Origin of the sequence: Devosia faecipullorum (assembly GCF_015158295.1) — a bacterium.
Classification (GTDB): Bacteria; Pseudomonadota; Alphaproteobacteria; order Rhizobiales; family Devosiaceae; genus Devosia; species Devosia faecipullorum.
In genome coordinates this window covers 227,419-254,302 of the sequence record NZ_JACDXV010000003.1, presented here as the reverse complement: position 1 = coordinate 254,302, position 26,884 = coordinate 227,419, and the positions used below count along the sequence as shown (strand labels likewise).

21 protein-coding genes are annotated in these 26,884 nt (G+C 63.6%); 15 read left to right on the top strand and 6 right to left on the bottom strand.

Annotation, left to right across the window (positions count from 1 at the left end; translation table 11 throughout):
* Window positions 1–3 precede the first annotated feature (3 nt).
* Window positions 4–660, top strand: coding sequence for a DUF1294 domain-containing protein (locus tag H0482_RS10530; RefSeq protein WP_193730007.1), 657 nt, complete (start codon window positions 4–6; stop codon window positions 658–660).
* Window positions 661–720: 60 nt separating this feature from the next.
* Here H0482_RS10530 and aceA read toward each other — a convergent pair whose 3' ends face one another.
* Window positions 721–2,016 carry an isocitrate lyase gene (aceA, locus tag H0482_RS10525; RefSeq protein ID WP_193730006.1) on the bottom strand — a complete coding sequence of 432 codons (1,296 nt, stop codon included), beginning with the start codon at window positions 2,014–2,016 and terminating at the stop codon, window positions 721–723.
* 188 nt (window positions 2,017–2,204) lie between these two features.
* Window positions 2,205–2,432 (bottom strand): hypothetical protein, encoded by a 228-nt coding sequence (locus tag H0482_RS10520; protein ID WP_193730005.1) that lies wholly within the window; start codon window positions 2,430–2,432, stop codon window positions 2,205–2,207.
* Window positions 2,433–2,583: 151 nt separating this feature from the next.
* On the opposite strand from H0482_RS10520, the gene H0482_RS10515 reads away from it, so the two are divergent.
* On the top strand, window positions 2,584–3,993 hold the full coding sequence (locus H0482_RS10515; RefSeq protein ID WP_193730004.1) for a helix-turn-helix domain-containing protein: 1,410 nt from the start codon (window positions 2,584–2,586) through the stop codon (window positions 3,991–3,993).
* Here H0482_RS10515 and H0482_RS10510 read toward each other — a convergent pair.
* Together H0482_RS10510 and H0482_RS10505 are read right to left on the bottom strand one after the other, a co-directional pair.
* Window positions 3,990–4,700 (bottom strand): helix-turn-helix transcriptional regulator, encoded by a 711-nt coding sequence (locus H0482_RS10510; RefSeq protein ID WP_193730003.1) that lies wholly within the window; start codon window positions 4,698–4,700, stop codon window positions 3,990–3,992. The genes H0482_RS10515 and H0482_RS10510 overlap by 4 nt on opposite strands.
* Window positions 4,701–4,836: 136 nt before the next feature.
* Window positions 4,837–5,847, bottom strand: a complete 1,011-nt coding sequence (locus tag H0482_RS10505; protein ID WP_193730002.1) for an aldose epimerase family protein — start codon at window positions 5,845–5,847, stop codon at window positions 4,837–4,839.
* Between the two features lie 125 nt (window positions 5,848–5,972).
* Here H0482_RS10505 and H0482_RS10500 point away from each other — a divergent pair, with 125 nt between their 5' ends.
* The 11 genes from H0482_RS10500 (at window position 5,973) to H0482_RS10450 (ending at window position 23,722) form a co-directional block, all read left to right on the top strand.
* Window positions 5,973–7,016, top strand: a complete 1,044-nt coding sequence (locus H0482_RS10500; RefSeq protein ID WP_193730001.1) for a LacI family DNA-binding transcriptional regulator — start codon at window positions 5,973–5,975, stop codon at window positions 7,014–7,016.
* Window positions 7,017–7,336: 320 nt separating this feature from the next.
* The gene (gene xylB / locus H0482_RS10495) at window positions 7,337–8,800 is read left to right on the top strand and encodes a xylulokinase (RefSeq protein ID WP_193730000.1); all 1,464 of its coding nucleotides are present in this window, start codon (window positions 7,337–7,339) and stop codon (window positions 8,798–8,800) included.
* Entirely contained in the window at window positions 8,797–10,104 is a 1,308-nt protein-coding gene (gene xylA, locus H0482_RS10490) for a xylose isomerase (protein ID WP_193729999.1), read from the top strand. Before xylB ends, xylA begins: the two co-directional genes overlap by 4 nt.
* A 163-nt stretch (window positions 10,105–10,267) precedes the next feature.
* Window positions 10,268–11,890: a glycoside hydrolase family 43 protein gene (locus H0482_RS10485; RefSeq protein ID WP_193729998.1), complete on the top strand. Its 1,623-nt coding sequence runs from the start codon at window positions 10,268–10,270 to the stop codon at window positions 11,888–11,890.
* A gap of 114 nt (window positions 11,891–12,004) precedes the next feature.
* Complete coding sequence (locus H0482_RS10480; RefSeq protein WP_193729997.1) at window positions 12,005–13,276, top strand: O-acetylhomoserine aminocarboxypropyltransferase/cysteine synthase family protein; 1,272 nt, start codon at window positions 12,005–12,007, stop codon at window positions 13,274–13,276.
* Between the two features lie 141 nt (window positions 13,277–13,417).
* Window positions 13,418–14,233: a DUF2189 domain-containing protein gene (locus tag H0482_RS10475; RefSeq protein ID WP_193729996.1), complete on the top strand. Its 816-nt coding sequence runs from the start codon at window positions 13,418–13,420 to the stop codon at window positions 14,231–14,233.
* A gap of 102 nt (window positions 14,234–14,335) precedes the next feature.
* A complete protein-coding gene (gene mutS / locus H0482_RS10470; RefSeq protein ID WP_193729995.1) occupies window positions 14,336–17,038 on the top strand; it encodes a DNA mismatch repair protein MutS in 2,703 nt (900 codons plus the stop codon).
* Window positions 17,019–19,814: a [protein-PII] uridylyltransferase gene (locus tag H0482_RS10465; RefSeq protein WP_193729994.1), complete on the top strand. Its 2,796-nt coding sequence runs from the start codon at window positions 17,019–17,021 to the stop codon at window positions 19,812–19,814. Before mutS ends, H0482_RS10465 begins: the two co-directional genes overlap by 20 nt.
* A gap of 9 nt (window positions 19,815–19,823) precedes the next feature.
* Complete coding sequence (murJ, locus tag H0482_RS10460) at window positions 19,824–21,386, top strand: murein biosynthesis integral membrane protein MurJ (RefSeq protein ID WP_193729993.1); 1,563 nt, start codon at window positions 19,824–19,826, stop codon at window positions 21,384–21,386.
* An 810-nt stretch (window positions 21,387–22,196) separates the two neighbouring features.
* Entirely contained in the window at window positions 22,197–23,234 is a 1,038-nt protein-coding gene (trpS, locus tag H0482_RS10455) for a tryptophan--tRNA ligase (RefSeq protein ID WP_210319145.1), read from the top strand.
* A 14-nt stretch (window positions 23,235–23,248) separates the two neighbouring features.
* Complete coding sequence (locus H0482_RS10450) at window positions 23,249–23,722, top strand: universal stress protein (protein ID WP_193729992.1); 474 nt, start codon at window positions 23,249–23,251, stop codon at window positions 23,720–23,722.
* A 119-nt stretch (window positions 23,723–23,841) separates the two neighbouring features.
* Here H0482_RS10450 and H0482_RS10445 read toward each other — a convergent pair whose 3' ends face one another.
* Window positions 23,842–24,165 carry a hypothetical protein gene (locus tag H0482_RS10445; RefSeq protein WP_193729991.1) on the bottom strand — a complete coding sequence of 108 codons (324 nt, stop codon included), beginning with the start codon at window positions 24,163–24,165 and terminating at the stop codon, window positions 23,842–23,844.
* Between the two features lie 233 nt (window positions 24,166–24,398).
* Here H0482_RS10445 and H0482_RS10440 point away from each other — a divergent pair, with 233 nt between their 5' ends.
* Both H0482_RS10440 and H0482_RS10435 read left to right on the top strand, forming a co-directional pair.
* A complete protein-coding gene (locus tag H0482_RS10440) occupies window positions 24,399–24,974 on the top strand; it encodes a ribosome hibernation promotion factor (protein WP_193729990.1) in 576 nt (191 codons plus the stop codon).
* A 48-nt stretch (window positions 24,975–25,022) separates the two neighbouring features.
* A complete protein-coding gene (locus H0482_RS10435) occupies window positions 25,023–25,490 on the top strand; it encodes a PTS sugar transporter subunit IIA (RefSeq protein WP_193729989.1) in 468 nt (155 codons plus the stop codon).
* Window positions 25,491–25,552: 62 nt separating this feature from the next.
* Here the strand turns inward: H0482_RS10435 and H0482_RS10430 are convergent, their stop codons facing one another.
* The gene (locus tag H0482_RS10430) at window positions 25,553–26,842 is read right to left on the bottom strand and encodes a bifunctional folylpolyglutamate synthase/dihydrofolate synthase (protein ID WP_193729988.1); all 1,290 of its coding nucleotides are present in this window, start codon (window positions 26,840–26,842) and stop codon (window positions 25,553–25,555) included.
* Window positions 26,843–26,884 lie beyond the last annotated feature (42 nt).

Sequence of the window (26,884 nt, the reverse complement as noted above, 5' to 3'; positions counted from 1 at the left end):
CCGATGCGGGACGACAGGCTTTCGGGTGAATTGCTGGATTGGAACGATGCGCGCGGCTTCGGCTTTGTCCGAGGCAGCGATGAGCAGCGCTATTTCGTTCATATTTCTGATATCGGGCGCATCGCCAATCGGCCCCGCAATGGCGACAGGGTCAGTTTCACGCCCGGTCGCGGGCGCGATGGAAGGCCAGTTGCCAAGTCGGTGGCCATTCTCGGCGCCAATCCCCGCGCCTTCACACAATCGCCCCGCCGCAATGCGCCGGGTCATCGGTTCGGACTGGAGTGGCGCTGGCCGCTTTTGTGGCTGCTCATGGGCGCGCTGGGGGTAGGCATTGCGCTGAATCGCCTGCCCTGGCAGGCTTCATGGCCCTATCTGGTTTTCGGCCTGCTATCGCTGGTGCTCTATCGGCTCGATAAAGGCTTCGCCCTGGCCGGGCGCTGGCGGATCAGCGAAGCCACTTTGCTCGGTGTCGATCTCTGTTTCGGGATAATGGGTGGGTTATCGGGACAGTCGCTGTGGCGTCACAAGACGCGCAAGCCTCTCTATGTGGCGACGACACTGCTCATTGCCGGCGTACATCTGCTCTGGCTGGGCACTCTGGCTCTTGATTTGATCCGGCTCGACGACCTCATGGGACTGGTGTCCCTAAGCGGTGGATAGGCCAGTGGATAATGTTTCACGTGAATCGCGCCGGAGCGGAAGCTCCGGCGCGATGATGTCCTAGTGGAACTGCGCTGCTTCGGTCGATTCCGCCATGGCTGTGGTGGCGCTGCGGCCTTCGCTGACGGTCAGCGACACGGCATCGAAATAGCTGGTGCCCACTTCGCGCTGATGTCGTACGGCGGAGAAGCCATGGGGCTCGGCGGCGAACTCGGCCTGCTGCAATTTGGAATAGCCGGCCATGCCGTTTTCCTTGTAGCTGCGCGCCAGTTCGAACGTGGTGAGGCTGAGATTGTGGAAGCCCGCCAGGGTGATGAACTGGTATTTATAGCCCATTGCCCCAAGCTCGCGCTGGAACTTGGCCATGGCGGTCTCATCCATATGCTTGGCCCAATTGAAGCTGGGCGAGCAATTATAGGCCAGCATCTGCTCGGGATATTGCTTGCGGATGGCCTCGGCGAATTTGCGCGCCTCTGCCAGATCGGGTGTCGAAGTTTCGCACCAGATAAGGTCGGCATAGGGGGTATAGGCGAGGCCCCGCGCGATGGCGCAGTCGATGCCGCCCTTGAGGCGATAGAAGCCTTCAGCGGTTCGCTCCCCAGTGACGAAGGGCTTATCCTGATCGTCGATGTCGGAGGTGATGAGCCGCGCCGCTTCGGCATCGGTGCGAGCCATGATCAGCGTCGGCACCCCCATGATATCGGAGGCCAGCCGGGCGGAATTGAGCGTGCGCACGAACTGGCTGGTAGGCACCAGAACCTTGCCGCCGAGATGGCCGCATTTTTTTTCGCTGGCCAATTGGTCCTCGAAATGCACTGCCGCCGCCCCGGCCTCGATCATCGCCTTCATCAGTTCGAACACGTTGAGCGCGCCGCCGAAACCGGCTTCCGCATCGGCGATGATCGGCACGAGAAAATCGTGATTGGTGGTGGCGATGCCGTCGGCCTGTTCCATGGTCTGGATCTGGTCGGCGCGTTGCAGGGATTTGTTGATGCGCTTGACCACGGCGGGCACGCTGTCCACCGGATAAAGCGACTGGTCGGGATACATGTCGCCCGACGAATTGGCGTCCGCCGCCACCTGCCAACCGGAGAGATAGATGGCCTTGAGCCCGGCCTTGACCTGCTGCACCGCCTGATTGCCGGTAAACGTGCCGAGCGTGGGCAGGAAATCTTCCGTATGCAGCAATTGCCAGAGCTTTTTCGCACCGTTTTCGGCCAGGGAATGGCGGATGGGGAGCGATCCGGCGAGCCGGCGCACATCGGCGGGCGTATAGGAACGGGCAATATTGCTCCAACGGTCCGGCGCATAATCGGGCGCCGGGAAGGCTTCCGGTCGATTGGGCTTGTCGAGCATGTCTTTTTCCTCATCTGGACATGGCTTTGCCGGTCTCCATTTCAGTGGAGCCACAAAACAGGTGATTCACGTGAAACTTCGAGCCGGCGGCCTGGCTGCGAAAACGCTCCGGTGGAGCGTTTTCAGGCGATAAGGCCCTGAGCGCTATGCGCGAATGGCCGCGCCGTGAACGCCGGACTTACGCAATATTAGCCCGCGACTCTGCGGGCAAAGGTCGCGGCGATCATGCCGGCGCCGGAAAACAATTCCTGCGTGTCTTCGCCGCCGACCAGGGTGAATTGGTGCCGGCCGATGCGGCCGGCAATCGTATAGCCCAGGGCGTCGAGGCCACGGGCCTTGAATTGCGCCATGGCCTCATTGGCAGTGGGGGCGATGATGGTGATGTATTCGTCGCGCTGTTCGCTGCTCGGGATCATCGGAATTTCTCCTCGTTGGTGTCTGTAAAGATTTGACAAACACGACCGATATGCAAGAAATAACCACATTACAGCCTGTAAAGCTGTAAATCGGCGGTCAATTCGGCAGGATTGTTTTGTAAATTCTGTAAAAATCGGGTGGAGGAATATCATGGTGGACATGGCCGAAAACCAGGTCGGTGGCCGGATCAAGCGGCTGCGTCGCCAGCATCGTCTCAATCAGGCGGACCTGGCGCAGGCCCTGGGCATTTCCGCCAGCTATCTCAACCTGATCGAGCACAATCGGCGCAAGGTCACGGTGCCGCTGCTGTTCTCCATCGCCGGCTATTTTGGGGTCGAGCCGGGCGAATTGGTCGATGGCGACGAGGGGCGGCTGGTCGGCGATCTGATGGAAGCGTTCGGCGACGATATTTTCGCCGATAGCGATGTGACCAATCTCGAAATCCGCGATCTGGCCCAGGCCAATCCCGGCGCCGCCCGCGCCGTGCTCAAATTATACGATCGCTATCGCCTGCTGCGCTCGGATGAGCCTAGCGCACGCCAAGAGGGGGAAACTGCGCCCTTTCATCTGGCTACCGATGCGATTTCCGATTTCCTCCAGAACAATGGCAATTATTTTTCCAGTCTGGAGGATAGTGCAGAGCGCATACGCGGGGATATCGATAATTCCGGCGATTCCTTCGAGGCCGGCATCCGAACCTATCTGTTCAATGTCTTCGGCCTCGACGTCCGGCTTGCTTCTCTGCCCCATGGCATTGCCCGCCAGCTCGACCCGGCCCGACGCCAGATGCTGCTTTCCGATCTTTTGCCCATGGAAACGGCGAATTTCCTTCTGGCCCAACATGTTGGGCAAGTGGCCTCGGGCGCCGAAATCGAGGCGATCCTGGCCGCGTCCGACCTGCCGGAGGGTGATGCGCCGGCGCTGGCGCGCAATGTGCTCTCGGCCTATTTTGCCGCCGCCCTGATCATGCCCTATGCGCCTTTTCTCAAGGCCTGCCGGGACTATCGCTACGATATCGAGCGGCTGGGCCGGCGCTTTGGCGCCTCGTTCGAGCAGATTTGCCACCGCATGACCACCTTGCAGCGCAAGGGCGCGTCGGGCATTCCGCTGCATCTGGTGCGCACCGATATTGCCGGCAATATCTCCAAGCGCTTTTCGCTCTCGGGCATCCATATTCCGCGCCATTCCGGCGCCTGCCCACGCTGGAACATCTACGCCGCTTTTCTTGCGCCGGAACGGATCAATGTGCAGGTCAGCCAAATGCCTGACGGGCAACGCTATTTTTGTATCGCCCGCACCATTACCAAGGGCGATTACCGCTACAACGCGCCGCGCCGCTATCTTTCCATCGGGCTGGGCTGCGCCATCCATCATGCTCGTGACATGATCTATTCCGACGGTATCGACCTGGCCAGCGAGCAGCAGGTGGTGCCGATCGGGGTTGGATGCCGGATCTGCCCGCGCCTCGAATGCGGGCAGCGGGCGCATCCTCCGGCCGATCACCGTTTCCGGATCGATGAGAATATGAGGCCAGAAAGCCTTTACGCGCGAATGACTTAGCCTTCTCCGCCCGCCTCATGGCGGGCGTCGTCCACCCAGCTGGCGCGCCATTCGCGTTCGAGAATGGCGCGGCGCTTGCCGTAGCGGGCCTCAGTGATTTGGAGGCGAACGATCCGGTCGGTACGGAAGCTGCGAAAATCCTGCCGCAACAGGCACCAGGCGGCAATCGTTTGTTTTCCTTCATAAAAAGCCAGCCCGACCGGCCAGATCGTGCGGCTCGTGGGCCGGCCCTCGACGTCCTCGTAGTCGATGGCCACGGCCTTTTCCTGGCGCATGGCAAGCCGGATGTCGGCCAGAACCGGGATGGGCTTGCGCTGGCCCCAGATCGCCACCGGCCAGAGCGCGGTGTCGCTGATCCGGTCGCGCAGATCTTCGGGCGAGGCGGTGGCGATCTTGGCCAGGGCATTGCGGGCGGCGGCGCCCAAGCCATCATCGGGCTGGGTCTCGACCCACCGCGCACCCAGCACCAGCGCCTCCAGCTCCTCGGGGCTAAACATCAGTGGCGGCAGGAAAAATCCGGGTTTCAGCATATAACCCACCCCGGCCTCGCCATCGATGGGCGCGCCCAGCCCGATAAGCGTCTGGATGTCGCGGTAAAGAGTGCGGACCGAGACCTGCTGCTGCTCGGCCAGAGCCGCGGCAGTGATCGGAAGCCGATGGCGGCGCAAGGCGTCCATGATCGAAAACAGGCGTTCGGTCTTGTCCATGGCCCTCTTCGCATATCATCCTCCCGCTTTGGCGGATCAGGATGATTTCTCATCATATTGTCCGATTATGTCAGCAGAAAGCGCCTCTGGTTTGGCCTTTCAAGGCAATCCGCTGACAGACTGCTAGCATTTGCGCTCACGCGATCTCGAACTCACACCAATGGCTGTAGGGCCTATCGGGCGTATGGATGATATTGGGGAAGTGCGGATTGTGCACCGCGTCGGCCGGGCTCTGGTCTTCGAGGCAGAAGCCGGAATGCTTTCCGTAGCGCCGGCCATTGAGACCGGGCACCGGCACATCGGTCCAGACGCCGTTATAGACCTGCAGACCCGGGCGGTCGCTCCACAGTTTTAGGGTCAGATCGCCATCCGGGGACAAGACCGTGGCGATGGGATCGGCATGCCGGCGGCCGGTATCGAGCACCATGCCGATATCGTAATCCAAAGGCGCACCGTTTTGGTCGCGCATGGTCCGGCCCTGACGCAGGTCATAGATGGTCCCCGCCGAAGGCAGGATGGCGCCGGTGGGCGCCAGATCGCTGCCCAGTTCGGTATAGGCGCTCGATGGCACCTCAATCCTGTGATCGAGCACGTGGTCGCTGGTGCCCAGATTGAAATATTGGTGCTGGACCAGGCTGATCGGGGTGGCCCGATCGGTCGTGGCCCGCAATTCCAGCCGCAGGCGCTTGCCGATCAAACTATAGGTGGCGGCGAAATTGACATTGCCGGGATAGCCCATGGCCCCGTCGGGCGAAAAATGCGTGAAGCGGACGGCATTATTGGCGCTGTCGGCCTGTCCGTTCCACACCTGCCGGCCCAGGCCCTCGGCCCCGCCATGCAATTGCATCTGGTCCAGATTGGCGGCGAGCCGGTGGGTGACCCCGTCCAGCTCGAAACTGGCATGCTTGATGCGGTTGGCGACGCGTCCCGCCAGCGAGCCGAAATGCGGGCTATGGGCGGGATAGGCCTCGAATTGCTCGAAGCCGAGCACCACCGAGCGTTCCCCGCCGGCGACCGGCACGCGCCAGTCGCGCACCGCCACGCCATAGGAGATGATGTCGACGCTGACGCCATCGTCGCTGCTGAGGCGGAACAGATCGACCCGCTTGCCGTCATGATCCCCGAAGGTTGAAACGCTGACCGCCATCTCTGTCTCCCCAATTGTCGGGGGCGAGCATTATCCCCATTGGTTGGGGGCCGCAACGCTGCACTTGACCTTTTCGCGACCGGCAACAAGTGTGCTCGGTGAATGGCACGGCAGGGGAAACCGGCTTGAGCGAAGACAAGGTAAAGCGACGGGCGACCGTTCATGACGTGGCCCGCGCCGCCGGCGTGTCGCTGGCCACGGTGGACAGGGTGCTCAATGGCCGGCCCGGCGTGCGCGCGGCGACGGCGCAGAAGGTCGATGAGGCCATACAAAGCCTGGGCTTTTCGCGCGATCTCAATGCCTCGTTGATGGCGCGTTCCCGCGACCTCAGCATCGTGTTCTTCATTCCCGACGGCTCCAACGAATTCATGGACAATCTGGCCGAGGCGGTGTCGCGCCGCTTCGACGCCGCCCTGGCCGACCGTATCCATCTCGAAACCAGGCGCGTCAGGGCGCTGGACAGCGCCGAACTGGCCCGCTCGCTCGACGCGCTCGATGTAGCGGAATGCGATTGCGCGGTGATCGTGGCCAGCGAAGCGCCCGAGCTGATCGCCGCCGTCGATGCGGCGCAGCGGCGCGGCATTGCGGTGATGACGCTGGTCTCCGACCTGCCCCATTCGGCCCGGCGGCATTTCATCGGCATCGACAATGTGGCGGCCGGGCGCACCGCCGCCTCGCTGATGGGACGCTTCCTGCCCCAGGGCGGCAAGGTGGCCATTGTCGCCGGCTCGCTGCATCTGCGCGACCATGCCGAACGGCTCGACGGCTTTGTCGCCGCGCTCGGCGGCGAATTTCCCGCGCTTGTCCTGATCGGCCCGCTCGAAGGTCATGACGGACGCAGCGAAACCGCGGCCATCATCGAGGCTCTCCTTGCCGAGCATCCCGATCTGGCCGGGCTCTATAATCTGGGCGCCGGCAATGGCGGGCTGGTCTCGGCGCTGCACGCCTCGGGCCGGGCAAGCGGGCTGCGGGTGATCGCCCATGAGCTGACTGCCCCCACCCGCGCCGGCCTCATGGAGGGGGTCATCGACGTGGTGCTGGACCAGAACCCGGACGGAGAAATCCGCGAAGCCATCGCGGCGGCAAGGACGCTGGCGCTCGGCACGGCGCGGGAAGCGGTGACCGACCGCATCGAAATCGGGATTTTCCTCAAGGATAATCTGCGCTGAGTGTCGCGCCCCGGCCTGGCTTGGCCATCATGGTCTTGTTCCTTCGCCCCATCCCTGGTCCATGGCATTAAGCGGTGGCGATGGATTGTCCGGCTTGTCGGGGCAATCCAGGTGCGCGATTTTTGTCGCCACCCGGATGAGCCTTGTGGTGACGAAAACGGAACCACCATGCCATCGCCGCGCGCCGCCATTGAAATTGGGATGTTCCTGAGCCACAATCGGCGCTAAGAAGCCGCATTCACAAAGAGGCGCTGCCCCGGAAACGGGGTGATGGAGGAGATTGAGATGATTTTGCCGCACCGAAATGAGGTACGTGCATCATGACCTTTCTGGGCATCGATATCGGCACGTCCGGGGTCAAGGCGCTGTTGATCGACGACGATGGCAGGGCGCTGGGCGACGCCTCGGCCGCCGCCATCGAACCGGTGCGTCCCCATCCGGGCTGGTCGGAACAAAATCCCGCCGATTGGTGGACGGCGACGCTGGGCGCCATCGACGCGCTCAAGCTGAACCATCCACGCGAATTGGCGGCGGTTACGGGGATCGGGCTGTCCGGCCATATGCATGGTGCGACCCTGCTGGGCGACAATGACGCGGTGCTGCGCCCCGCCATCCTCTGGAATGACGGGCGCTCGGCCCAGGAATGCGCCGAGATGGAAGCGGCCCTGCCCCGCCTGCGCGAGCTGGCCGGCAATATTGCCATGCCCGGCTTTACCGCGCCGAAAATCGCCTGGGTGAGAAAGCACGAGCCGGAGATTTTTCGCCAGATCAGGAAGGTGCTGCTGCCCAAGGCCTATGTGCGCCTGCTCTTGACCGGCGAGCATGTGGAGGACATGTCCGACGCGGCGGGTACGCTCTGGCTCGACGTGGCGCGGCGCGACTGGTCCGACGACCTGCTCGGCGTTACCGGCCTTTCCCGCGAACACATGCCGCGTCTGGTCGAAGGCTCGGCCGTCTCGGCCCAGCTCAAGCCCGAATTTGCTGCCCGCTGGGGCATGGCCGGGCCGGTAGTGGTGGCGGGGGGGGCCGGCGACAATGCCGCCGCCGCCTGCGGCATCGGCGCCATAAGGCCCGGCGAGGGTTTTGTCTCGCTCGGCACCTCCGGCGTGCTGTTTGTCTCCAACGAAAAATTCAGCCCCAATGTCGCGGGGGCCGTGCATGCCTTCTGCCACGCCATTCCTGATACCTGGCACCAGATGGGCGTCATTCTCTCGGCCACCGATAGCCTCAACTGGCTGTCCCGTATTACCGGCCAGAGCCAGGCGGCTTTGTCCGCCGCCGCCGAAGCCGGATTCAAGGGGCCGGGCGAGACCATTTTCCTGCCCTATCTCTCGGGTGAGCGCACCCCGCATAACAATGCCGAGGCGCGCGGCGCTTTCGTCGGCCTTTCCCAATCCAGCGATGTCGCGCAATTGACGCGGGCCCTGATGGAAGGGGTGAGCTTTGCCATGCGCGATTGCCAGCGCGTATTGGCCGATGCCGGCACCTCCATCAATCGCCTGCTGGCGGTGGGCGGCGGTTCGAAATCGGCGCTGTGGCTCAAAATGCTGGCCACCAATCTTGATATGGAAATCGCCCTGCCCGCGGACGGCGATTTCGGCGGCGCACTGGGCGCCGCCCGGCTCGGCCTCTGCGCCGCCACCGGCGCCAGGCCCCAAGAGGTCATGACCATGCCGCCGATCAAGGCAATTATCGCGCCCGACACCGATTTGTCGGCCGCCTATTCCGATCAATATGCGCGCTATCGCGCCCTTTATCCCGCCATCGAGGAGGCACGTTCGTGACTGATTTTTTCAAGGGCCTGAGCCAGGTCAAATATGAAGGCCGGGACAGCCGCAATCCGCTGGCCTATCGCCACTACAACAAGGACGAAGTGGTCGCCGGCAAGAGGATGGAGGACCATATCCGTCCGGCCATCGCCTATTGGCACACATTTGCCCAGGAAGGCGGCGACCCGTTCGGCGGCCGCACCTTCGATCGCCCCTGGTTCGACAAGGGGCTCGATGGGGCCAGGCTCAAGGCCGACGTGGCCTTTGAATTCTTTGACCTGATCGATGTGCCCTTTTTCGCCTTCCACGATGTGGACGTGGCCCCCGAAGGGGCAAACCTGGACGAGAGCAACAAGAATCTGCGCATCATCGGCGATATCCTGGCGCAGAAAATGCAGCAAAGCGGCAAGAAGCTGCTCTGGGGCACGGCGAACCTCTTTTCCAATCGCCGCTATATGGCGGGCGCCGCCACCAATCCCGACCCGGAAGTCTTCGCCTATGCGGCGGGCCAGGTGAAATCCGTGCTCGAGCTGACCCATGAACTGGGCGGCGAAAACTACGTGCTCTGGGGCGGGCGCGAGGGCTATGAAACCCTCTTGAACACCAGGATCGGCCAGGAACAGGACCAGATGGCCCGCTTCCTGACGCTGGTGATCGAGCATGCCGAAAAGATCGGCTTCAAGGGCCAGATCCTGATCGAGCCCAAGCCGCAGGAACCGAGCAAGCACCAATATGATTACGACGTCGCCACCGTTTACGGCTTCTTGCAGAAATACGGCCTAGAAAAGCAGGTGAAGTGCAATATCGAGGTCGGCCATGCCTTCCTCGCCGGCCATTCCTTCGAGCACGAACTGGCCGTCGCGTCCTCGCTGGGCATGCTCGGCTCGGTGGACGCCAATCGCAACGATCTGCAATCGGGCTGGGATACCGACCATTTCCCCAATAATGCCGGCGAAATGGCCCTGGCCTTCTATTACATCTTGAAGCAGGGCGGGCTGGGCAAGGGCGGGTTCAATTTCGACGCCAAGGTGCGCCGGCAATCGCTCGACCCCGCCGATCTGCTGCATGGCCATATTCTGGGCCTCGACACTCTGGCGCGCGGTTTGAAGGGCGCGGCGGCGCTGATCGAGGACGGCGAATTCGATGCCCTGCTCGACAAGCGCTATGCCGGCTGGGACCAGGGGTTGGGCCGGGACATTCTCGCCGGCAAACTGAGCCTCGCCGACATTGCCGCCAAGGTTCATGCCGACGCCATCAACCCGCAGCCGCGTTCGGGCCGCCAGGAATATCTCGAAAACCTGGTCAACCGTTTCGTGTGATCGGCCAGAACCTGATCCTGTCTGCCGACGTCATCATCATCGTCATTGCCGGGCTCGTCCCGGCAATCCATTGCCCGGCCGGTGCTGAAAGATGGATCACCGGGACGAGCCCGGTGACGACGTGGTGGAGAGCTTAGTTCACTCCCGATAGCTGAGGCTTGTCATGCCGCAAATCACCAATCCCATTCTTCCGGGCTTCAATCCGGACCCCTCCATCCTGCGCGTGGGAGAGGATTACTACATCGCCACCTCCACCTTCGAATGGTATCCGGGCGTGCAGATCCATCATTCGCGCGATCTCGCCAATTGGGAGCTGGTCACCCGCCCGCTCAACCGCAAGAGTCAGCTCGACATGCGCGGCGACCCCGATAGCTGCGGCGTCTGGGCTCCCTGCCTCAGCCATGACGGAGAAAAATTCTGGCTGGTTTATACCGATGTGAAGCGCAAGGACGGCTCGTTCAAGGACGCGCATAATTACATCGTCTGGGCCGACAGCATCGAAGGGCCCTGGTCCGACCCGGTCTATGCCAATTCCTCCGGCTTTGATCCGAGCCTGTTCCACGACGATGACGGGCGCAAATGGCTGGTCAACATGATCTGGGACCATCGGGTGCGCCCGCTGCTCTTCGCCGGCATCGCCCTGCAGGAATTCGATCCAGAGGCCGGCAAGCTCTTTGGCCCGATCAAGAACATCTATCAGGGCACCGACCTCAAACTGGTGGAAGGGCCCCATCTCTATAAGCGCAACGGCTATTATTACCTGCTGACCGCCGAGGGCGGCACCGCCTATGACCATGCCGTGACCTTTGCCCGTTCGCGCAACATCGATGGGCCCTACGAGACCCATCCCGACCAGCATATCCTCACCGCCAAGGATGCCCCCCTCGCCCCCATCCAGCGCGCCGGCCATGGCGACCTCGTCGAGAGCCCTGAGGGCAAGACCTACCTCGTCCATCTCGGCGGCCGCCCGATTACCCAGGAGCGTCGCTGCGTGCTGGGCCGCGAGACCTCGATCCAGGAAGCCTATTGGGGCGAGGACGACTGGCTCTATGTCAAGAACGGCCCGGTGCCTTCGCTCCATGTCGAGGTGCCCGGAACGCGCGACGAAGCGAAATACTGGGCCGAGCGGCGCTACAGTTTCGAAGCCGGGCTCGACAAGGATTTCCAGTGGCTGCGCACCCCGGAAACCGAGCGGATCTTTACACTTAGGGACAACAAACTGCGTTTGTTCGGGCGGGAGGCGATCGGCTCCTGGTTCGAGCAGGCGCTCCTGGCGCGGCGGCAGACGCATTTTTCCTATGATGCCGAGACGCTGATCGACTTCCAGCCCGTCGATGAACGCCATATGGCGGGCCTGACCGCCTATTACAGCCGCTACAATTTCTTCTATCTGGCGGTGACAGCCCATTCCGACGGGCAGCGCGAATTGCTGCTCATGGCCTCGGAAATGAGCTGGCCCGATGGCAGGCTGCGCTTCCCCGCCGAGCCGGTCAAGATCCCCAATCAGGGCAAGGTGCGCCTGGCGCTCACCATTCGCGGGCGCCGCCTGCAATTCTTCTATGCCCTAGAGGGAGAGGAATTGCAGCCCATCGGCCCGGTGCTCGATGCCAGCCTGCTTTCGGACGAATGCGGCGGTCATCAGGCCCATGGCAGCTTTACCGGCGCCTTTGTCGGCATGGCGGCCCAGGACCTCAACGGCACCGCCCGGCCCGCCACTTTCGACTATTTCATCTATCGGCCGCAGCACGATCCGTCCGACCGTTACGAGGTTGAGGCCCTGCAATAGGTTTTCGTTCCAACAAATGGGCGCGGGAGAGGACGGCTTGCCTCTCCCGCGCCTTGTCATTTCCGGGTCGACAGAGGATTGTGGCGCTCAAACCGGACCTTTGGAGACGCTCTGATGAAGCTCGAATCGATCGCCCTGCACCATGGATATGAATCGGAGGCGACCACCAAGGCCGCTGCCGTGCCGATTTATCAGACCACCTCCTACACGTTCGACGACACCCAGCACGGCGCCGACCTGTTCGATTTGAAGGTGGCGGGCAATATCTATACCCGCATCATGAACCCCACCACCGCGGTGCTCGAAGCCCGCGTCGCCGAAATGGAAGGCGGCATTGCCGCCTTGGGTCTGGCCTCGGGCATGTCGGCCATCACCTATGCCATCCAGACCATCGCCCAGGCCGGGGACAATATCGTCTCGATCTCCCAGCTTTATGGCGGCACCTATAACCTCTTCGTCCATACCTTCCCCCGCCAGGGCATCGAGGCGCGCCTCGTCTCCCATGACGATTATGAGGGCTTCGAAAAGGCCATCGACGACAAGACCAAGGCGGTGTTCCTCGAATCCATCGGCAATCCGGCGGGCAATGTGGTGGACATCCAGCGCATTGCCGAGATCGCCCATCGCCATGGCGTGCCGGTGATCGTGGACAATACTGTGGCCACGCCCTACCTGACCCGCGCCTTCGATTTCGGCGCCGATATCGTCGTGCATGCTTTGACCAAATATATCGGCGGCCATGGCACCTCCATCGGCGGCATGATCGTCGATTCCGGCAAGTTCGACTGGAAGGCCAATGCCAAGCGTTTCCCCATGCTCAACGAGCCCGACCCCTCCTATCACGGCGTCGTCTATACCGAGGCGCTGGGGCCGGCGGCCTTTATCGGCCGCGCCCGCGTGGTGCCGCTGCGCAATACCGGCGCGGCGCTCTCCCCCTTCAACGCCTTCCTGATCCTGCAGGGTCTCGAAACCCTTGGCCTGCGCATGGAACGCCATTGCGAGAACGCGCTCAAGGTCGCCCAATTCCTCAAGAGCCATCCCAAGGTGGAATGGGTGAGCTATGCCGGCCTCGAGGACAGTCCCTATCACGAGGTCGCCAAGAAGATTTCCAAGGGCTCAGGCTCGGGCATCCTGTCCTTCGGCATCAAGGGCGGCAAGGAGGCCGGTGGCCGCTTCATCGACGCCCTCAACATGATCCTGCGGCTGGTCAATATCGGCGACGCCAAGTCGCTGGCCTGCCATCCGGCCTCTACCACCCATCGCCAGCTTTCGCCCGAGGAGCTGAAAAAGGCCGGCGTCTCTGAAGACCTGGTGCGCATCTCGGTGGGCATCGAGCATATCGACGACATCATCGCCGATATCGCCCAGGCGCTCGACAAGGCCTGATCACATTTTCCCGAGCCGGGGGCGACAGCCCACGGCTCGGGGGCTAATATGGTGCCATAGCGGTCGAGAGCTTCTGCGTCTCGCGCCCGGGCAGCGCCAGGTCAGTCGCCTCGCGGCCTCCAGCCTGGAGGAATGTCGATCATGGCCCGAATGCACGTCATCTCCGGTATCGGCGACAAGCTCGACCTGCCGGTCATCCGCAAAATCTCCCTTGCCGATCTGGGCGAAGCCCTGCGGCGCGGCCTCGCCGATTTTCGCGCCCGGCCCAGCCATTACGTGCTGCTGGCGCTGATCTACCCCCTGATCGGCATCGTCCTGGCCATGTGGATGGATGGCTGGCAGACCTGGACCCTGCTCTATCCGCTGGTCGGCGGCTTCGCGCTGATCGGTCCCTTCGCCGCCCTGCCGCTCTATGAAATATCCCGCCGCCGCGAACGCGGCGAGCATCCGGGCTGGCGCGCCGCTTTCGGCGTGCTGCGCTCGCCGGCCCGCGGTTCGATCATGGCGGTAGGGGCCATGTTGTTCGTGCTGTTCACCCTCTGGCTGACCAGCGCCCAGGCGCTCTATGAAAGCCTGTTCGGCGCCGCCGCGCCCCACACCTTTGCCGGGCTCTTCAACCAGATCATGATCGAGCCGGCGGGCCTGACCCTGATGCTGGCGGGCAGCGTGCTTGGCGCGCTCTTCGCGCTGGTCGTGCTCTGTAGCTCGGTCATCGCCTTCCCGCTGTTGCTCGACCGCGATGTCGGCGCCTATGTGGCGGTGGAAACCTCGTTCCGCGCCGTGCTGCGCAATCCCCTGCCGCTTCTGGTCTGGGGCGTGATCGTGGGGGCGGGGCTTTTCCTGGCAGCGCTGCCCTTCTTTGTCGGTCTCGCCATCGCCCTGCCGATCTTCGGGCACGCGACCTGGCATCTTTATCGCAGGCTGGTGGGACCGGCTTCCCTGATAAGGGGCGCCTGAACCGGCCACGGGAAGCTGGGCATAGTGATGGCTCCCCGGGTTGGCATGACCCGCCCGATTGCCTAAGGTCAGCGCTCCACCTGGAGCGCTGACTGCCTGTCCATGGACCAGACCCCCTTCGAGGCCGCGCCAGCGGCCCTGACGCCGATGATGGCGCAATATTTCGAGATCAAGGCCGTCAATCCCGGCTATCTCCTCTTCTACCGGATGGGCGATTTCTACGAATTGTTCTTCGAGGACGCCGAGATCGCCAGCGCCGCGCTCGGTATCGTGCTGACCAAGCGCGGCAAGCATCTGGGCGAAGACATCGCCATGTGCGGCGTGCCTATCCATGCCGCCAACGATTATCTCAACAAGCTGATCCGGCTGGGCCATCGCGTCGCCATCTGCGAACAGATGGAAGACCCCGCCGAGGCCAAGAAGCGCGGCAGCAAATCGGTGGTGCGGCGCGACGTGGTGCGGCTGGTGACGCCCGGCACGCTGACCGAGGATGACCATCTGGACGCCCGCTCCGCCAATTATCTGGCTTCGCTCGGCATGGTGCGCCACGGCGAAACCGATTTCGCCCTGGCCTGGGCCGATATTTCGACCGGCGAGAGCTTTGTCGCCGATCTTGCTGCCGACCGGCTCGCCGACGAAATGGCCCGCATCGCCCCGGCGGAACTGCTCCTCACCGAAACGGCGCGGGCTGCCCTGGCGGAACGGCATCTCCTGGCGCCGGCATGGGCGGCGATTGCGGTGACGCTGCCGGACGAGGCCGGCGACAGCGAGGCCGCCTCCGCGCGTCTGCGCCAGAGCTTTCCCGCCGGCGATTTCGATCCGACATCGCTGTCCCGCGCCAGCCGGGCGGCGCTCGGCATGCTGGCCGCCTATGTCACCGAGAGCCAGAAGGGCCGCAATGTGCCCCTGCGCCCCCCGGTGCTGGACGCCGCCGATGGCGTCATGGCCATCGATGCGGCAACGCGCGCCAGCCTGGAAATTCTTCTCACCCAGCGCGGCCAGGCCAGGGGCTCGCTGCGCCAGAGCATTGACCTCACCGTCACCGCGCCCGGCGCGCGCCTGCTTGCCGCCCGGCTGGCGGCGCCATTGCGCGAAGCGCCTGCCATCAATCAAAGGCTCGACGCCGTCGGCCATCTGGTGGACGATCCGCTCTTGCGCGCCCGGCTGCGCCAGGATCTCAAGGCCGCGCCCGATCTTGCCCGCGCCCTATCGCGGCTGGCGCTGGAACGGGGCGGGCCGCGCGACCTCGCCGCCATCGGCAAGGCCGTGGCTGCGGCGCTGGAACTGGCGGGGCAATTGAGCCGGCAGGCCGATCTGCCCCCGGTTCTGGCCCGGCTGACGATGATTCTGGGTGCCGCGCCGCGCGCCCTCGCCGCCGAACTGGGCCTGGCGCTCGCCGACGATCTGCCGCTCCTCAGCCGCGATGGCGGCTTCGTGCGCGCCGGTTATGACGGGCTGCTGGACGAGGAACGGGCGCTGGGCACAAAGACCCGCGCCGTCATCGCCGCCCTGCAGGCGCGGCTGATGGACGAGACCGAGCTGCGCTCCTTGAAGATCAGGCACAATGGCGTGCTTGGTTTCTTCGTCGAAGTGCCGGCCGGCCAGGGCCAGAAATTGCTGGACGAGCCGCATCGGCAGAGCTTCATCCATCGCCAGACCTTGGCCAATGCCATGCGCTTCACCACCACCGAGCTGGCGGAGCTGCAAACCCGCATCGCCAGGGCGCAGGGCGCTGCACTGGACATCGAGCACGCCATTTTCGCCCGCCTGCGTGCCGCCGTTCTGGCTGAACTGGCCGGGCTGCAGGGGCTAGCCGACGCCCTGGCCGAACTCGACGTCAACGCCGCTCTCGCCGAAATGTCGGCGCTGCGGAGCTATTGCCGCCCCAGGGTCGATGACAGCCTGGCCTTCGCCATTTCCGGCGGGCGTCATCCGGTGGTGGAATTGACCGTCAAGCAGGAGGGGCTCTCCTTTGTCGCCAATGACGCCGATCTCTCCGGCAGCGAGGAGAGCGGCGGCGGGGCCCTGTGGCTGGTGACCGGCCCCAATATGGGCGGTAAATCCACCTTTCTGCGGCAGAACGCGCTCATCGCCATCCTGGCGCAGATGGGCTCTTACGTGCCCGCCGATGCCGCCCATATCGGGGTGGTGGATCGCCTGTTCTCGCGCGTCGGCGCCTCCGACGACATCGCCCATGGTCGCTCCACCTTCATGGTGGAAATGGTCGAAACCGCCGCCATTCTCAACCGCGCCACAAGTCGTTCATTGGTGGTGCTGGACGAGATCGGGCGCGGCACCGCCACCTTCGATGGGCTTTCGATCGCCTGGGCTTCGGTCGAGGCGCTGCACGAGCAGACCGGCTGCCGGGCCCTGTTCGCCACCCATTTCCACGAATTGACCAGCCTCGCCAAAACCCTCGCCCGCGTCGCCAATGTCACCATGAAGGTGCGCGAATGGGAGGGCGAGGTGGTGTTCCTGCATGAAGTGGGCCCCGGCGCGGCCGACCGGTCCTATGGCATCCAGGTCGCCCGGCTCGCCGGCCTGCCTGAACCGGTCATTGCCCGCGCCAAACAGGTTCTCGACATTCTCGAACAGCGTTCGGCCGGCACTGCATCTTCCCGCCAGAAGGCCAGCGTGCTAGACGATCTGCCGCTCTTTGCCCATTCCGCGCCCGCCGCGCCTCAAGGTAAGGACCCCGTTTACGAAGCGCTCGATAAGATGCGCCCCGACGAATTGACGCCGCGACAGGCCATCGAGACCTTGTACCAGCTGAAGAAAATCCGTGATGACGCTCGCCGAAGTTGAGGCAAGGCCCAAAAAGTCCCTCTTCGCGCTCAAATCCGCCGAAACGATCCTTGCCGAACTCGATGCCCTTGTCGGGGAGGAGCCGGCCAAATCGCCTTCGGCCCGCGCAATGGTCCTTGCCCATCTGCGCCTTGTCCTGGCCGAGGCGCGCTCGGACGCCGAAGCCGAGCTTCTGGCCAGCAATCGCGGCACCCGCTGCGCGCAGAATATCTGCGCCGCGCAGGACGAGATCATCGCCGCCATCCACCGCTTCGCCACGACAAGGGTCTATCGACTGGACAATCCCTCCGGCGCCGAGGCCATCGCTCTCTCGGCCGTGGGCGGCTATGGCAGGGGCACGCTGGCCCCCGGCAGCGACATCGACCTGCTTTTCATCCTGCCCTACAAGCAGACCCCCTGGGGCGAGCAGGTCACCGAATATGTGCTCTACATGCTCTGGGATCTGGGCCAGAAGGTCGGCCATGCGGTCCGCTCGGTGGATGAATGTATCCGCATGGCCCGCGCCGACATGACGGTGCGCACCGCCACGCTCGAAGCCCGGTTCCTGACCGGCGACGCGGCGCTCTACAATCAATTGGTGCAGCGCTTCGAAACCGAGATCATGCCGGGAACCGGCCCCGAATTCATCGCCGCCAAGATGGAGGAGCGCGACGAGCGCCACCGCCAGATGGGCAATTCGCGCTATGTGGTCGAGCCCAATATCAAGGACGGCAAGGGGGGCATGCGCGACCTCAATACGCTGTTCTGGATCGGCAAATATTTCTACCAGGTCAAGACCAGCCAGGAACTGGTTGGTAAGGGCGTGCTCAGCGCTGCCGAATACCGGCTGTTTTCCCGCGCCGAGGATTTTTTGTGGGCGGTGCGCTGCCATCTCCATTTCATCACCGGCAGAGCCGATGAAAAGCTGACCTTCGACGTGCAGCCGGACCTCGCCCGCCGCATGGGTTATGAAAAACGCCTCGGTCTGCTCGGGGTCGAGCGCTTCATGAAGCGCTATTTTCTCGTCGCCAAGGATGTGGGCGACCTCACCCGCATCATCTGCGCCAGCCTCGAATTCCACCACGCCAAGGATATGGACCTGGTGGGGCGCGTTCTGGCGCCGTTCCGCTCGGGCAAGTCCAAGATCAAGGGCGAGACCGCCTTCATTCTCGACAATGGCCGGCTCAATCTCGCCGCGCCCGACGCCTTCGAGAAAGATCCGGTCAATCTCATCCGCATGTTCATGGTGGCGGGGCGCGAGGAGCTTTTGTTCCACCCCGACGCCATCAAGCATATCCGCGACAGCTTGCGGCTGATCGACAACAGGCTGCGCGCCGATCCGCGTGCCAATGCCCATTTCCTTACCGTTCTGACCAGCCCGCTCTCTGTCGAGCGCATCCTCAGGCAGATGAACGAAAGCGGCGTATTGGGCAGGTTCGTGCCCGATTTCGGCAAGATCGTCGCGCTGATGCAGTTCAACATGTACCACCATTATACGGTGGACGAGCATCTGATCCGCTCGGTCGGGGTCATGGCCGACATCGCCAATGGTGGCTTGCGCGAGGAATTGCCGCTCACCCACGAGCTTTGGCCCCAGCTCAACGATACGCGCCTGCTCTATGTGGCGCTGTTCCTCCACGACATCGCCAAGGGACGGCCCGAGGACCATTCCATCGCCGGCGCCCGCATCGCCCGAAAACTCTGTCCACGCTTCGGTCTTACCCCCGCCGAAACCGATACCGTCGCCTGGCTGATCGAGCATCACCTGTTGATGAGCGAGATCGCCCAGGCCCGCGACATCCAGGACCCCGAGACCGCCAAGGCCTTCGCCGAACAGGTACAATCGCCCCAGCGCCTGGCCCTGCTGATGATCCTCACCGCCTGCGACATCCGCGCCGTCGGCCCCGGCACCTGGACCGGCTGGAAGGGAAGCCTGCTGCGCTCGCTCTACTATGCCACCGAGCCGCTGCTTTCGGGCGGGCATAGTCAGGTCAGCCATTCGGTGCGCGTCAACGAGGCCAAGGCCATGCTGGCCCGCGCCATGGACAATTTGCCGGCCGAGGAGATGGCGGCCTATGCCTCCCGCCATTACGACCATTACTGGCTGCGGGCCGAGCCGGAATTGCAGCTCGTCCATGCCCGGATGATCCGCCAGGCCGACAAATCCGGCGAGCCTTTCGCCGGCTCGATCCGGGTCCGGGCCTTCGAGGGCATTACCGAGGTCAGCTTCTATACGCCCGACCATCCGCGCCTGCTTTCGCTGATCGCCGGCGCCTGCACCATGCAGGACGCCTCCATTATCGGGGCGCAGATCTTTTCGACCCGCGACGGGCGCGCCATCGACACCTTCCGGCTGCGCCGCTCCTTCACCTCCGACGAGGACGAAAAGGTGCGCGCCACCCGCATCATCGACAATGTCAAACAGCTATTGCAGGGTCAGCGCCAGGTGCTGATCGATCTGGGCAAGCAAAGCCGGTACAATAAACGCCTGCGTCCCTTCGCCGTGCCGGCGCAGGTCGTGGTCTCCAATGCAATTTCGGAGAAATTCACCGTCATCGAAGTGGCCGGGCTCGACCGCATTGGCCTGCTCTATGCGCTGACCCGCGAAATTTCCGATCTCAACCTCACTATCGGCTCGGCCCATATCGGCACTTATGGCGAAAAAGCCGTGGACGTTTTCTATGTCACCGATCTCACCGGCCAGAAAATTCAGGTCAAGGCACGGCAGAAGAAAATCCACGACGCGCTCCTCGCCGTGTTTGAGCGGCCCGAGGACAAGAGGCCGGCCAATGGTTAGGACCGGGGCGTGAGCCTGTTCCGCAATTTCGTCTCCGTGGGCTCGCTGACCTTGGTGAGTCGGGTCGCCGGGTTCCTCCGCGATGCGCTGATGGCCGCCGTGCTTGGCGCCGGGCCCGCCGCCGACGCCTTTTTCGCCGCTTTCCGCTTTCCCAACCTGTTCCGCCGGCTCTTTGCCGAAGGCGCCTTCAATACCGCTTTCGTGCCGATGTTTTCCGGCGCGCTGGAGCGCGACGGCGAGCAAGAGGCAAAACTTCTGGCGGCGCGCATCATGAGCTGGCTGGTCGCCATGCTGGTAGTGGTGACCATCCTTGCCGAAATCTTCATGCCCCAGGTCATGGTCGCCTTCGTGCCCGGTTTCGTCGAGGACCGGGAAAAGTTCGAACTGACCGTGCTGCTGACCCGGATCATGTTCCCCTATCTTGCCTGCATGTCGCTGATGGCGGCCTATGGGGCGATCCTCAATACTTTGGGACGGTTCTTCGCCGCCGCCTTCGCGCCGGTTCTGCTCAACCTCGTCAACATCGCCATGCTGGTGCCGCTGGCGACGGTTTTCGTGCAGGATCCGCAAAGCGCCACCATCTGGGTGGCCATCGCCACCATGGGCGGGGGCGTCGCACAATTGGCTCTGGTCTGGGCCGCCATCGAGCGCAGCGGTTTCCGCCCCGATCTGCGCCTGCCCCGATTCGACCCGGAAGTGCGGCGCTTCTGGATCCTGGCCATCCCCGCCATCCTCGCCGGGGGCATTACCCAGATCAATATCTTCGTCGGCACCATCATCGCCTCGGGCGCCGCGAACGCCATTTCGGTGCTTTCTTATGCCGACCGGCTCTATCAATTGCCGCTGGGCATTATCGGCATCGCCATCGGCACGGTGCTGCTGCCTGACTTGTCGCGCCACCTGAAGGGCGGGCGCGAAAGCGAGGCCCGCGCCAGCCAGGACCAGGCCCTTTTCGTCGCCATGCTGCTGACCATGCCGGCGGCGATCGCGCTGATGGTGCTGGCCGAGCCCATCGTGCGGGTGCTGTTCGAGCGCGGCGCCTTTTCGGTGCTGGCGACCACCCAGACCGCCCAGGCGCTGGTGGCCTTTTCGGCGGGCCTGCCGGCCTATGTGCTGGTCCGGGTGTTGCAGCCCGGCTTTTTTGCCCGCGAGGACACGCTGACGCCGACCCTGTTTGCCGGGGTGAGCGTCGTGGTCAATATCGCCATCTCGCTGCTGCTGTTTCCCGGCCTCCTCCATATCGGCATCGCCATCGCCACTGCCGCCGCCGCCTGGGTGAATGTGTTGCTCTTGGCGGTGACATTGGCGCTGCGAGGCCATTTCCGCCTCAGCGCCGCCCAATGGCGCGGCCAGCTCGCCATCCTCCTGATCGCGCTTTTGATGGGTGGAGCGCTGTATCTGCTGGCCGAACAGGGCGCGGCGCATCTGCTGTCGGGCGTGCCGCTCTGGCGCCAGGCCGGGGTGCTGGCAGCGCTGATTGTGTTCGGGATCGCGACCTATTTCATCCTGATCCACATTTCGGGCACCCAGCGGCTCGACCTGTTGCTGCGCCGCCTGCGGCGCGGCGGTTAGGCGCATCGGCCGAACGCGACGACAATGTTGCTATTATGGGGCGGAACGCTTCCGCCATCGTCATCACCCGGCCCACGGGTCGCTTCGCGCCCGAGGATAAACTTGTCAGGGTGATTCATATGTCCACAGGCCGCAGCGTCTTGGATTGCCCGGACAAGCCGGGCAATGACGATGGAGGGACTGACAGGTGAGGAGGTTGAGTGCTGAACTTGGGTTGGGCCGAGGAGAATCTTCTCGGGCCTAACACCGCCCTCCCCCCGCGTCATCACCCGGCCCACGGGTCGCTTCGCGCCCGAGGATAAACTTGTCGGGGTGATTCATATGTCCACAGGCCGCGGCGTCTTGGATTGCCCGGACAAGCCGGGCAATGACGATGGAGGGACCGACAGGTGCGGAGGTTGAGTGCTAAACTTCGGTTGGGCTGAGGATAATCTTCAGGCCTAGAGCGGCGTGCGTTCTATCGAACGCATAGTGCCGCTCTATCTTTTTGTTATCGCATCGTTTTTGCAGAAAACCGGATTCCACTTTTCTGCACGATGCTCCAACACCGCCCTCTTCCCCGCGTCACCACCCGGCTCGTCCGGGTGGTCCATGGGAGCCGCCATGGTTGGGGCGAGATGGATTGCCCGGAGGAGCCGGGCAATGACGGTAGAAAAAGGTTCGTCGGGCGATATTGTCAACCTCGCAAGGCTCGAAAATATCGGGGCGGCTCGTTCCCAGCCGGACGTGACACATTCTAGCCCGTTCCCATCCGTCATCCGCCCGTATAGAACGGGCCGTGACAATTCTCGTCTTGGTTAGAAGGGCATCATGACGTTCAGCCCCCGCGTCTTTTCCGGCATCCAGCCTTCGGGCGACCTGCATCTAGGTAATTATCTTGGCGCCATCCGCCGTTTCGTGCCGCTGCAGGAGACCCATGCGACCATTTATTGCGTGGTCGACATGCATGCCATTACCGTCTGGCAGGAGCCCGATGCGCTGCGCCGCGCCACCCGCGAAGTCGCCGCCGCCTTCATCGCCGCCGGGGTCGATCCCAAGCGCTCCATCGTCTTCAACCAGTCGCAGGTGGTCCAGCATGCCGAGCTGGCCTGGGTGTTCAACTGCATCGCGCGCATGGGCTGGATGGCCCGCATGACCCAGTTCAAGGACAAGGCCGGCAAGAACAGCGAAAATGTCTCGCTGGGCCTGTTCGCCTATCCCTCGCTGATGGCCGCCGACATCCTGCTCTACAAGGCCACCCATGTGCCGGTCGGCGACGACCAGAAGCAGCACCTGGAACTGGCGCGCGACATCGCCGCCAAGTTCAACAATGACTATGCCGCCTCCATCGCCGAACGCGACCTTGGGATCGATGGCCAGTTCTTCCCCATCACCGAGCCTTTGATCGCCGGGCCCGCCACCCGCATCATGAGCCTGCGCGACGGCACCAAGAAGATGAGCAAGTCGGACCCCTCCGATCAGTCGCGCATTTCCCTGCTCGATGACGCCGATGCCATTGCCAAAAAGATCAAGAAGGCCACCACCGACCCGGCCGAATTGCCGCTTGAGCTTGAGGGGCTGAAAGATCGTCCCGAAGCGGACAATCTGGTGGGCATTTATGCGGCCCTGTCCGACCGGACCAAGGCCGAAGTGCTGGCCGAATTCGGTGGCCAGGGCTGGGGCAAGTTCAAGCCGGCGCTGGCGGAACTCGCCGTCGCGGTGCTTTCTCCGATGGGCACGGAAATGCGCCGCCTGCTCGAAGACCCCCAGACCATCGATGCGGTCTTGCGCGATGGCGCCGAACGGGCCTCCGCCATTGCCGAACAGACAATGACCCAAGTTCGCGATATTATCGGCTTCATCCGCTGAATTCAGGAGGGAGTATGGTCTCCACCATCGAATATAAGCGCAAATTCCTCGTCGTGATCGACGAGACCGAGGAATGCGACCGCGCCCTTACCTTCGCCGCCTGGCGGACCAGGCGCACCGGGGGTACGGTGGTGCTGATGAGCGTGGTGCCTCAGCCCGAATTCATCGGCATGGGCGTCGAGGCCGTCCTGCGGGCCGAGGCGGTGGAAGAGGCCGAGCGCAATCTCGACATGCGCCTCGCCCGTATCCGCGAAATCGGCGACGTGCGCACCGAATCGGTGATCCGCGAGGGCAATGGGCCCGAACAGATCGAGGAAGTGATCGCCAAGGACACCGATATCGCCATTCTGGTGCTGGCGGCCTCCAATTCGACCGAGGGCCCGGGGCCGCTGGTGAGCCATTTCGCCGCCCGCGCCCATATCCTGCCCATTCCCCTCACCATCGTGCCGGGCCGCATGAGCGACGAGGAAATCATCGCGATCTGCTAGGCGTGCCACAGGAAAAATCGCTCCATTGGAGCGATTTTTACGCAGCAGGCCACGAGAGCCATGCTCGAATGGCGGGACGGCGTGAAGTCGCCACCTCTGCCGGTGCCGGACGGACCTGTCTATCCCCTGAACAGGCCCCAGACCCCCATGGCCGCGATGCCGGCGCCGCCGATGACCAGAAGCGCCATGGCGAACCGCGCATAGGCGGTGTCGACGAAGGGCCTGCTGCCCGGCCTGCGGGTGGAAAAGCCCGGATCGGCGGCTTTTTGCAGATCGGCCGCCCGCCACGGTTTGAGGCCCTGCCGCGTTACCAGAAGCACATTGCGGCGCAGCAGCGCGACGACGAACATGAAGCCGCCCATGGCCGCCATGGCCAGGAACACGATCAGGAGCGGCGGCAGTACCGGCGTCACGCCGCCGACCGCCAGGGCCGGAACCTCCATCTGCCTCTCCCCCGAAACTGACCGGCAAAGGCTATGGCAGGGCATGTGCCCTGTCACCCCCTGAATTGGCGGGGCGCGCCGGCTTTGAACATGGACAGGCGCCGCATGGCCGGACTAGCATCGTCCTTGCCGGCCACCCATATCAGGTTTGTCGGCAGACGTGATCCCGTCAAGCCGGGAAGCGGCTTTGGGACTTATCGCGTCGCGCTTAACGACCGAAAGGAAAAAAAGCCATGACCTTACGCGTTTCGGGAAAGAACATGGACGTCGGCGATGCCCTCAGGGGCAAGGCGGAAGAGCATTTCGCCAATGTTGTCGGCAAATATTTCGATGGTGGCTATGACGGCCACCTGACCCTGACGCCGGACGGAATCGGGTTCCGCGCCGATTGCGTGGTGCATCTGGATTCAGGCACGACCCTGCAGGCCAGCGCCCAGGGCGGCGACGCCACCAGCGCCTATGAGGTCATGGCGCTCAATATCGAAAAGCGCCTGCGTCGCTATAACCGCAAATTGCGCAGCCATCGCAAGGGCAGTGGCAGCGCCGCCGATGCGATCCTGGCCCAATATACCGTTCTGGGGGCCGCCGATCAGTTCGAGGAACTGGACGAGGATTACGCGCCGCCGGTGATTGCGGAAAGCACCAAGAGCCTGCGCGCCATGAGCGTCGAGGAGGCGGTGATGGAGATGGACCTGACCGGTCAGCAGGTGGTGATCTTCCGCCACGCTGGACATGGCGGGCTAAATGTGGTCTATCGCCGCCCTGACGGCAATATCGGCTGGATCGATCCAGCCCTGGGCGCCAACTAAATCGGCGCTTAGGCCCGAAAATGGATAAATAGTTCCCAAGGCAGATTGATGGATTTGGCCGATATTCTGGCGGAAGACTCCGTGCTGACTTGCACGGGGATCACCGACAAACGCCAGCTCTTCGAAGTGCTAGCCCAAAAAGCAGCCGAACGTTCCGGTCTCGGTGAGGCGGAAATCGTCGATGCGCTCATGGCGCGTGAAGAACTGGGCTCGACCGGTTTGGGGAACGGCATCGCCATTCCCCATGGCAAGCTCAAGGGTCTCAGCGGCGTCGTCGCCGTCTTCGCCCGGCTCGATGAGCCGATCGAGTTCGACTCGGTCGACGACCAGCCGGTGGACCTGGTGATGCTGCTGCTGGCGCCGGTCGGCGCCGGTGCCGATCACCTCAAGGCCCTGTCGCGCGTGGCGCGGCTATTGCGCACCGAAGCGGCGGTGGATGAGCTGCGGTCGAGCAATGACACGGCCCGGATGCGCGAAGTGCTGACCGCATCGCAGGAATCGGACTGCGCCGCCTGATCGGATCAGATTAGCAATGACGAACGGGCCGCCCCTGTGGGTGGCCCGATGCTTTTGCGCCATCAATCCGGCAGCGTGCCGTTCCTGGCCAGCACATCGCCCGCCAGATAGAGCGAGCCGCAGATCAGCACCCGTGCCCCCTCGATTTCGGCCGCGCTGGCGAGAGCGGCGGCAATCGAACGCCTGGCCTGGGCATTGAAACCCATGGCACGGGCCCGCGCCGCGATCTCGGCTGCCTTGTGGGCATTGGGCTCGCCCGGAATGGTGAGGGTGAGGATGTCCACCGGCGCGAGAGCCCGGAAGGGCGCCAGCACATCCTCGGGCGCGCGGGTGTTCATCATCCCCACGATCAGCACCAGCGGTCGTGCCGGCATGGCGGCAATGGCCCGGGCCAGCGCCGCGGCGCCATGGGCATTGTGCCCGCCATCGAGCCAGACCTCGTGCCCGTCCGGCAGGAGAGCGCGCAATTTGCCGCTGCGGATCGGCTGCATGCGCGCCGGCCAGGTGACGCGGCGCAGCCCTTCGGCGAAAGCGGCCTCGTCGACCGGCAGGCCGAAATGCCGGCAGGCGGCGATGGCGAGCGCGGCGTTGTCGATTTGATGCGCGCCGACCAGAGCGGGCGGCGGCAGGTCCAGCAGCCCCGCTTCATCGGAATAGACGAGACGCCCATCCTGGCCGGTGCCGTGGAAATCCTCGCCCTGCCAGAGCGGCCGTACCCCCAGACGCAAAGCGGCGCGTTCGAGCACCCGCCGCGCCTCGTCCTGTTGCAGGCCCATCACGGCTTTGGCCCCGGCTTTGAGGATTCCGGCCTTGTTGGCCGCGATCTCGCCGAGGCTATGGCCGAGAAAACCCTGATGATCGTAATCGATGGGGGTAATAACCGTGCCGAGGGGGTGCTTGACCACATTGGTGGTGTCGAAGGTGCCGCCCATGCCGGTTTCGAGCAGCAGGTAATCAGCGGGCGTTTCGGCAAAGAGCTTGAAGGCGGTGACCGTCGTCACCTCGAAAAAGGTGATCGGATCGCCATCATTGACCCTTTCGACCGCTTCCAGCGCCTGATTGAGCCGGCGGGTCGAAACATAGCGTCCGGCAAGGCGGATACGCTCGTTGAAGCGCACCAGATGCGGCGAATTGTAGACATGCACCTTCTTGCCCGACGCTTCGAGAAAGGCGCGCAGATAGGCGATGGTCGAGCCCTTGCCATTGGTGCCGGCGACATGGATCACCGGCGGCAGGCTGTCCTGCGGATTGCCCAGCCTGTCCAATAGCGGCAGCATGCGATCAAGGCTGAGATCGATCAGCTTGGGATGGAGCCGGCTGAGACGGGCGAGGATGGAATCGGTGCGGGACATATTTGTCTCCGGGATGGGCGGACACGCTATCGGTAAAACGTC

Excerpts from the sequence above, each read along its gene's own strand:
- H0482_RS10440 (WP_193729990.1), top strand. The coding sequence starts at position 24,399 with ATGACCTTACGCGTTTCGGGAAAGAACATGGACGTCGGCGATGCCCTC.
- H0482_RS10530 (WP_193730007.1), top strand. The coding sequence starts at position 4 with ATGCGGGACGACAGGCTTTCGGGTGAATTGCTGGATTGGAACGATGCG.
- xylB (WP_193730000.1), top strand. The coding sequence starts at position 7,337 with ATGACCTTTCTGGGCATCGATATCGGCACGTCCGGGGTCAAGGCGCTG.
- H0482_RS10465 (WP_193729994.1), top strand. The coding sequence starts at position 17,019 with ATGACGCTCGCCGAAGTTGAGGCAAGGCCCAAAAAGTCCCTCTTCGCG.
- aceA (WP_193730006.1), bottom strand. The coding sequence starts at position 2,016 with ATGCTCGACAAGCCCAATCGACCGGAAGCCTTCCCGGCGCCCGATTAT.
- H0482_RS10450 (WP_193729992.1), top strand. The coding sequence starts at position 23,249 with ATGGTCTCCACCATCGAATATAAGCGCAAATTCCTCGTCGTGATCGAC.
- H0482_RS10480 (WP_193729997.1), top strand. The coding sequence starts at position 12,005 with ATGAAGCTCGAATCGATCGCCCTGCACCATGGATATGAATCGGAGGCG.
- H0482_RS10430 (WP_193729988.1), bottom strand. The coding sequence starts at position 26,842 with ATGTCCCGCACCGATTCCATCCTCGCCCGTCTCAGCCGGCTCCATCCC.
- H0482_RS10520 (WP_193730005.1), bottom strand. The coding sequence starts at position 2,432 with ATGATCCCGAGCAGCGAACAGCGCGACGAATACATCACCATCATCGCC.
- H0482_RS10485 (WP_193729998.1), top strand. The coding sequence starts at position 10,268 with ATGCCGCAAATCACCAATCCCATTCTTCCGGGCTTCAATCCGGACCCC.
- H0482_RS10435 (WP_193729989.1), top strand. The coding sequence starts at position 25,023 with ATGGATTTGGCCGATATTCTGGCGGAAGACTCCGTGCTGACTTGCACG.
- mutS (WP_193729995.1), top strand. The coding sequence starts at position 14,336 with ATGGACCAGACCCCCTTCGAGGCCGCGCCAGCGGCCCTGACGCCGATG.
- H0482_RS10510 (WP_193730003.1), bottom strand. The coding sequence starts at position 4,700 with ATGGACAAGACCGAACGCCTGTTTTCGATCATGGACGCCTTGCGCCGC.
- H0482_RS10515 (WP_193730004.1), top strand. The coding sequence starts at position 2,584 with ATGGTGGACATGGCCGAAAACCAGGTCGGTGGCCGGATCAAGCGGCTG.
- trpS (WP_210319145.1), top strand. The coding sequence starts at position 22,197 with ATGACGTTCAGCCCCCGCGTCTTTTCCGGCATCCAGCCTTCGGGCGAC.
- H0482_RS10445 (WP_193729991.1), bottom strand. The coding sequence starts at position 24,165 with ATGGAGGTTCCGGCCCTGGCGGTCGGCGGCGTGACGCCGGTACTGCCG.
- H0482_RS10475 (WP_193729996.1), top strand. The coding sequence starts at position 13,418 with ATGGCCCGAATGCACGTCATCTCCGGTATCGGCGACAAGCTCGACCTG.
- H0482_RS10505 (WP_193730002.1), bottom strand. The coding sequence starts at position 5,847 with ATGGCGGTCAGCGTTTCAACCTTCGGGGATCATGACGGCAAGCGGGTC.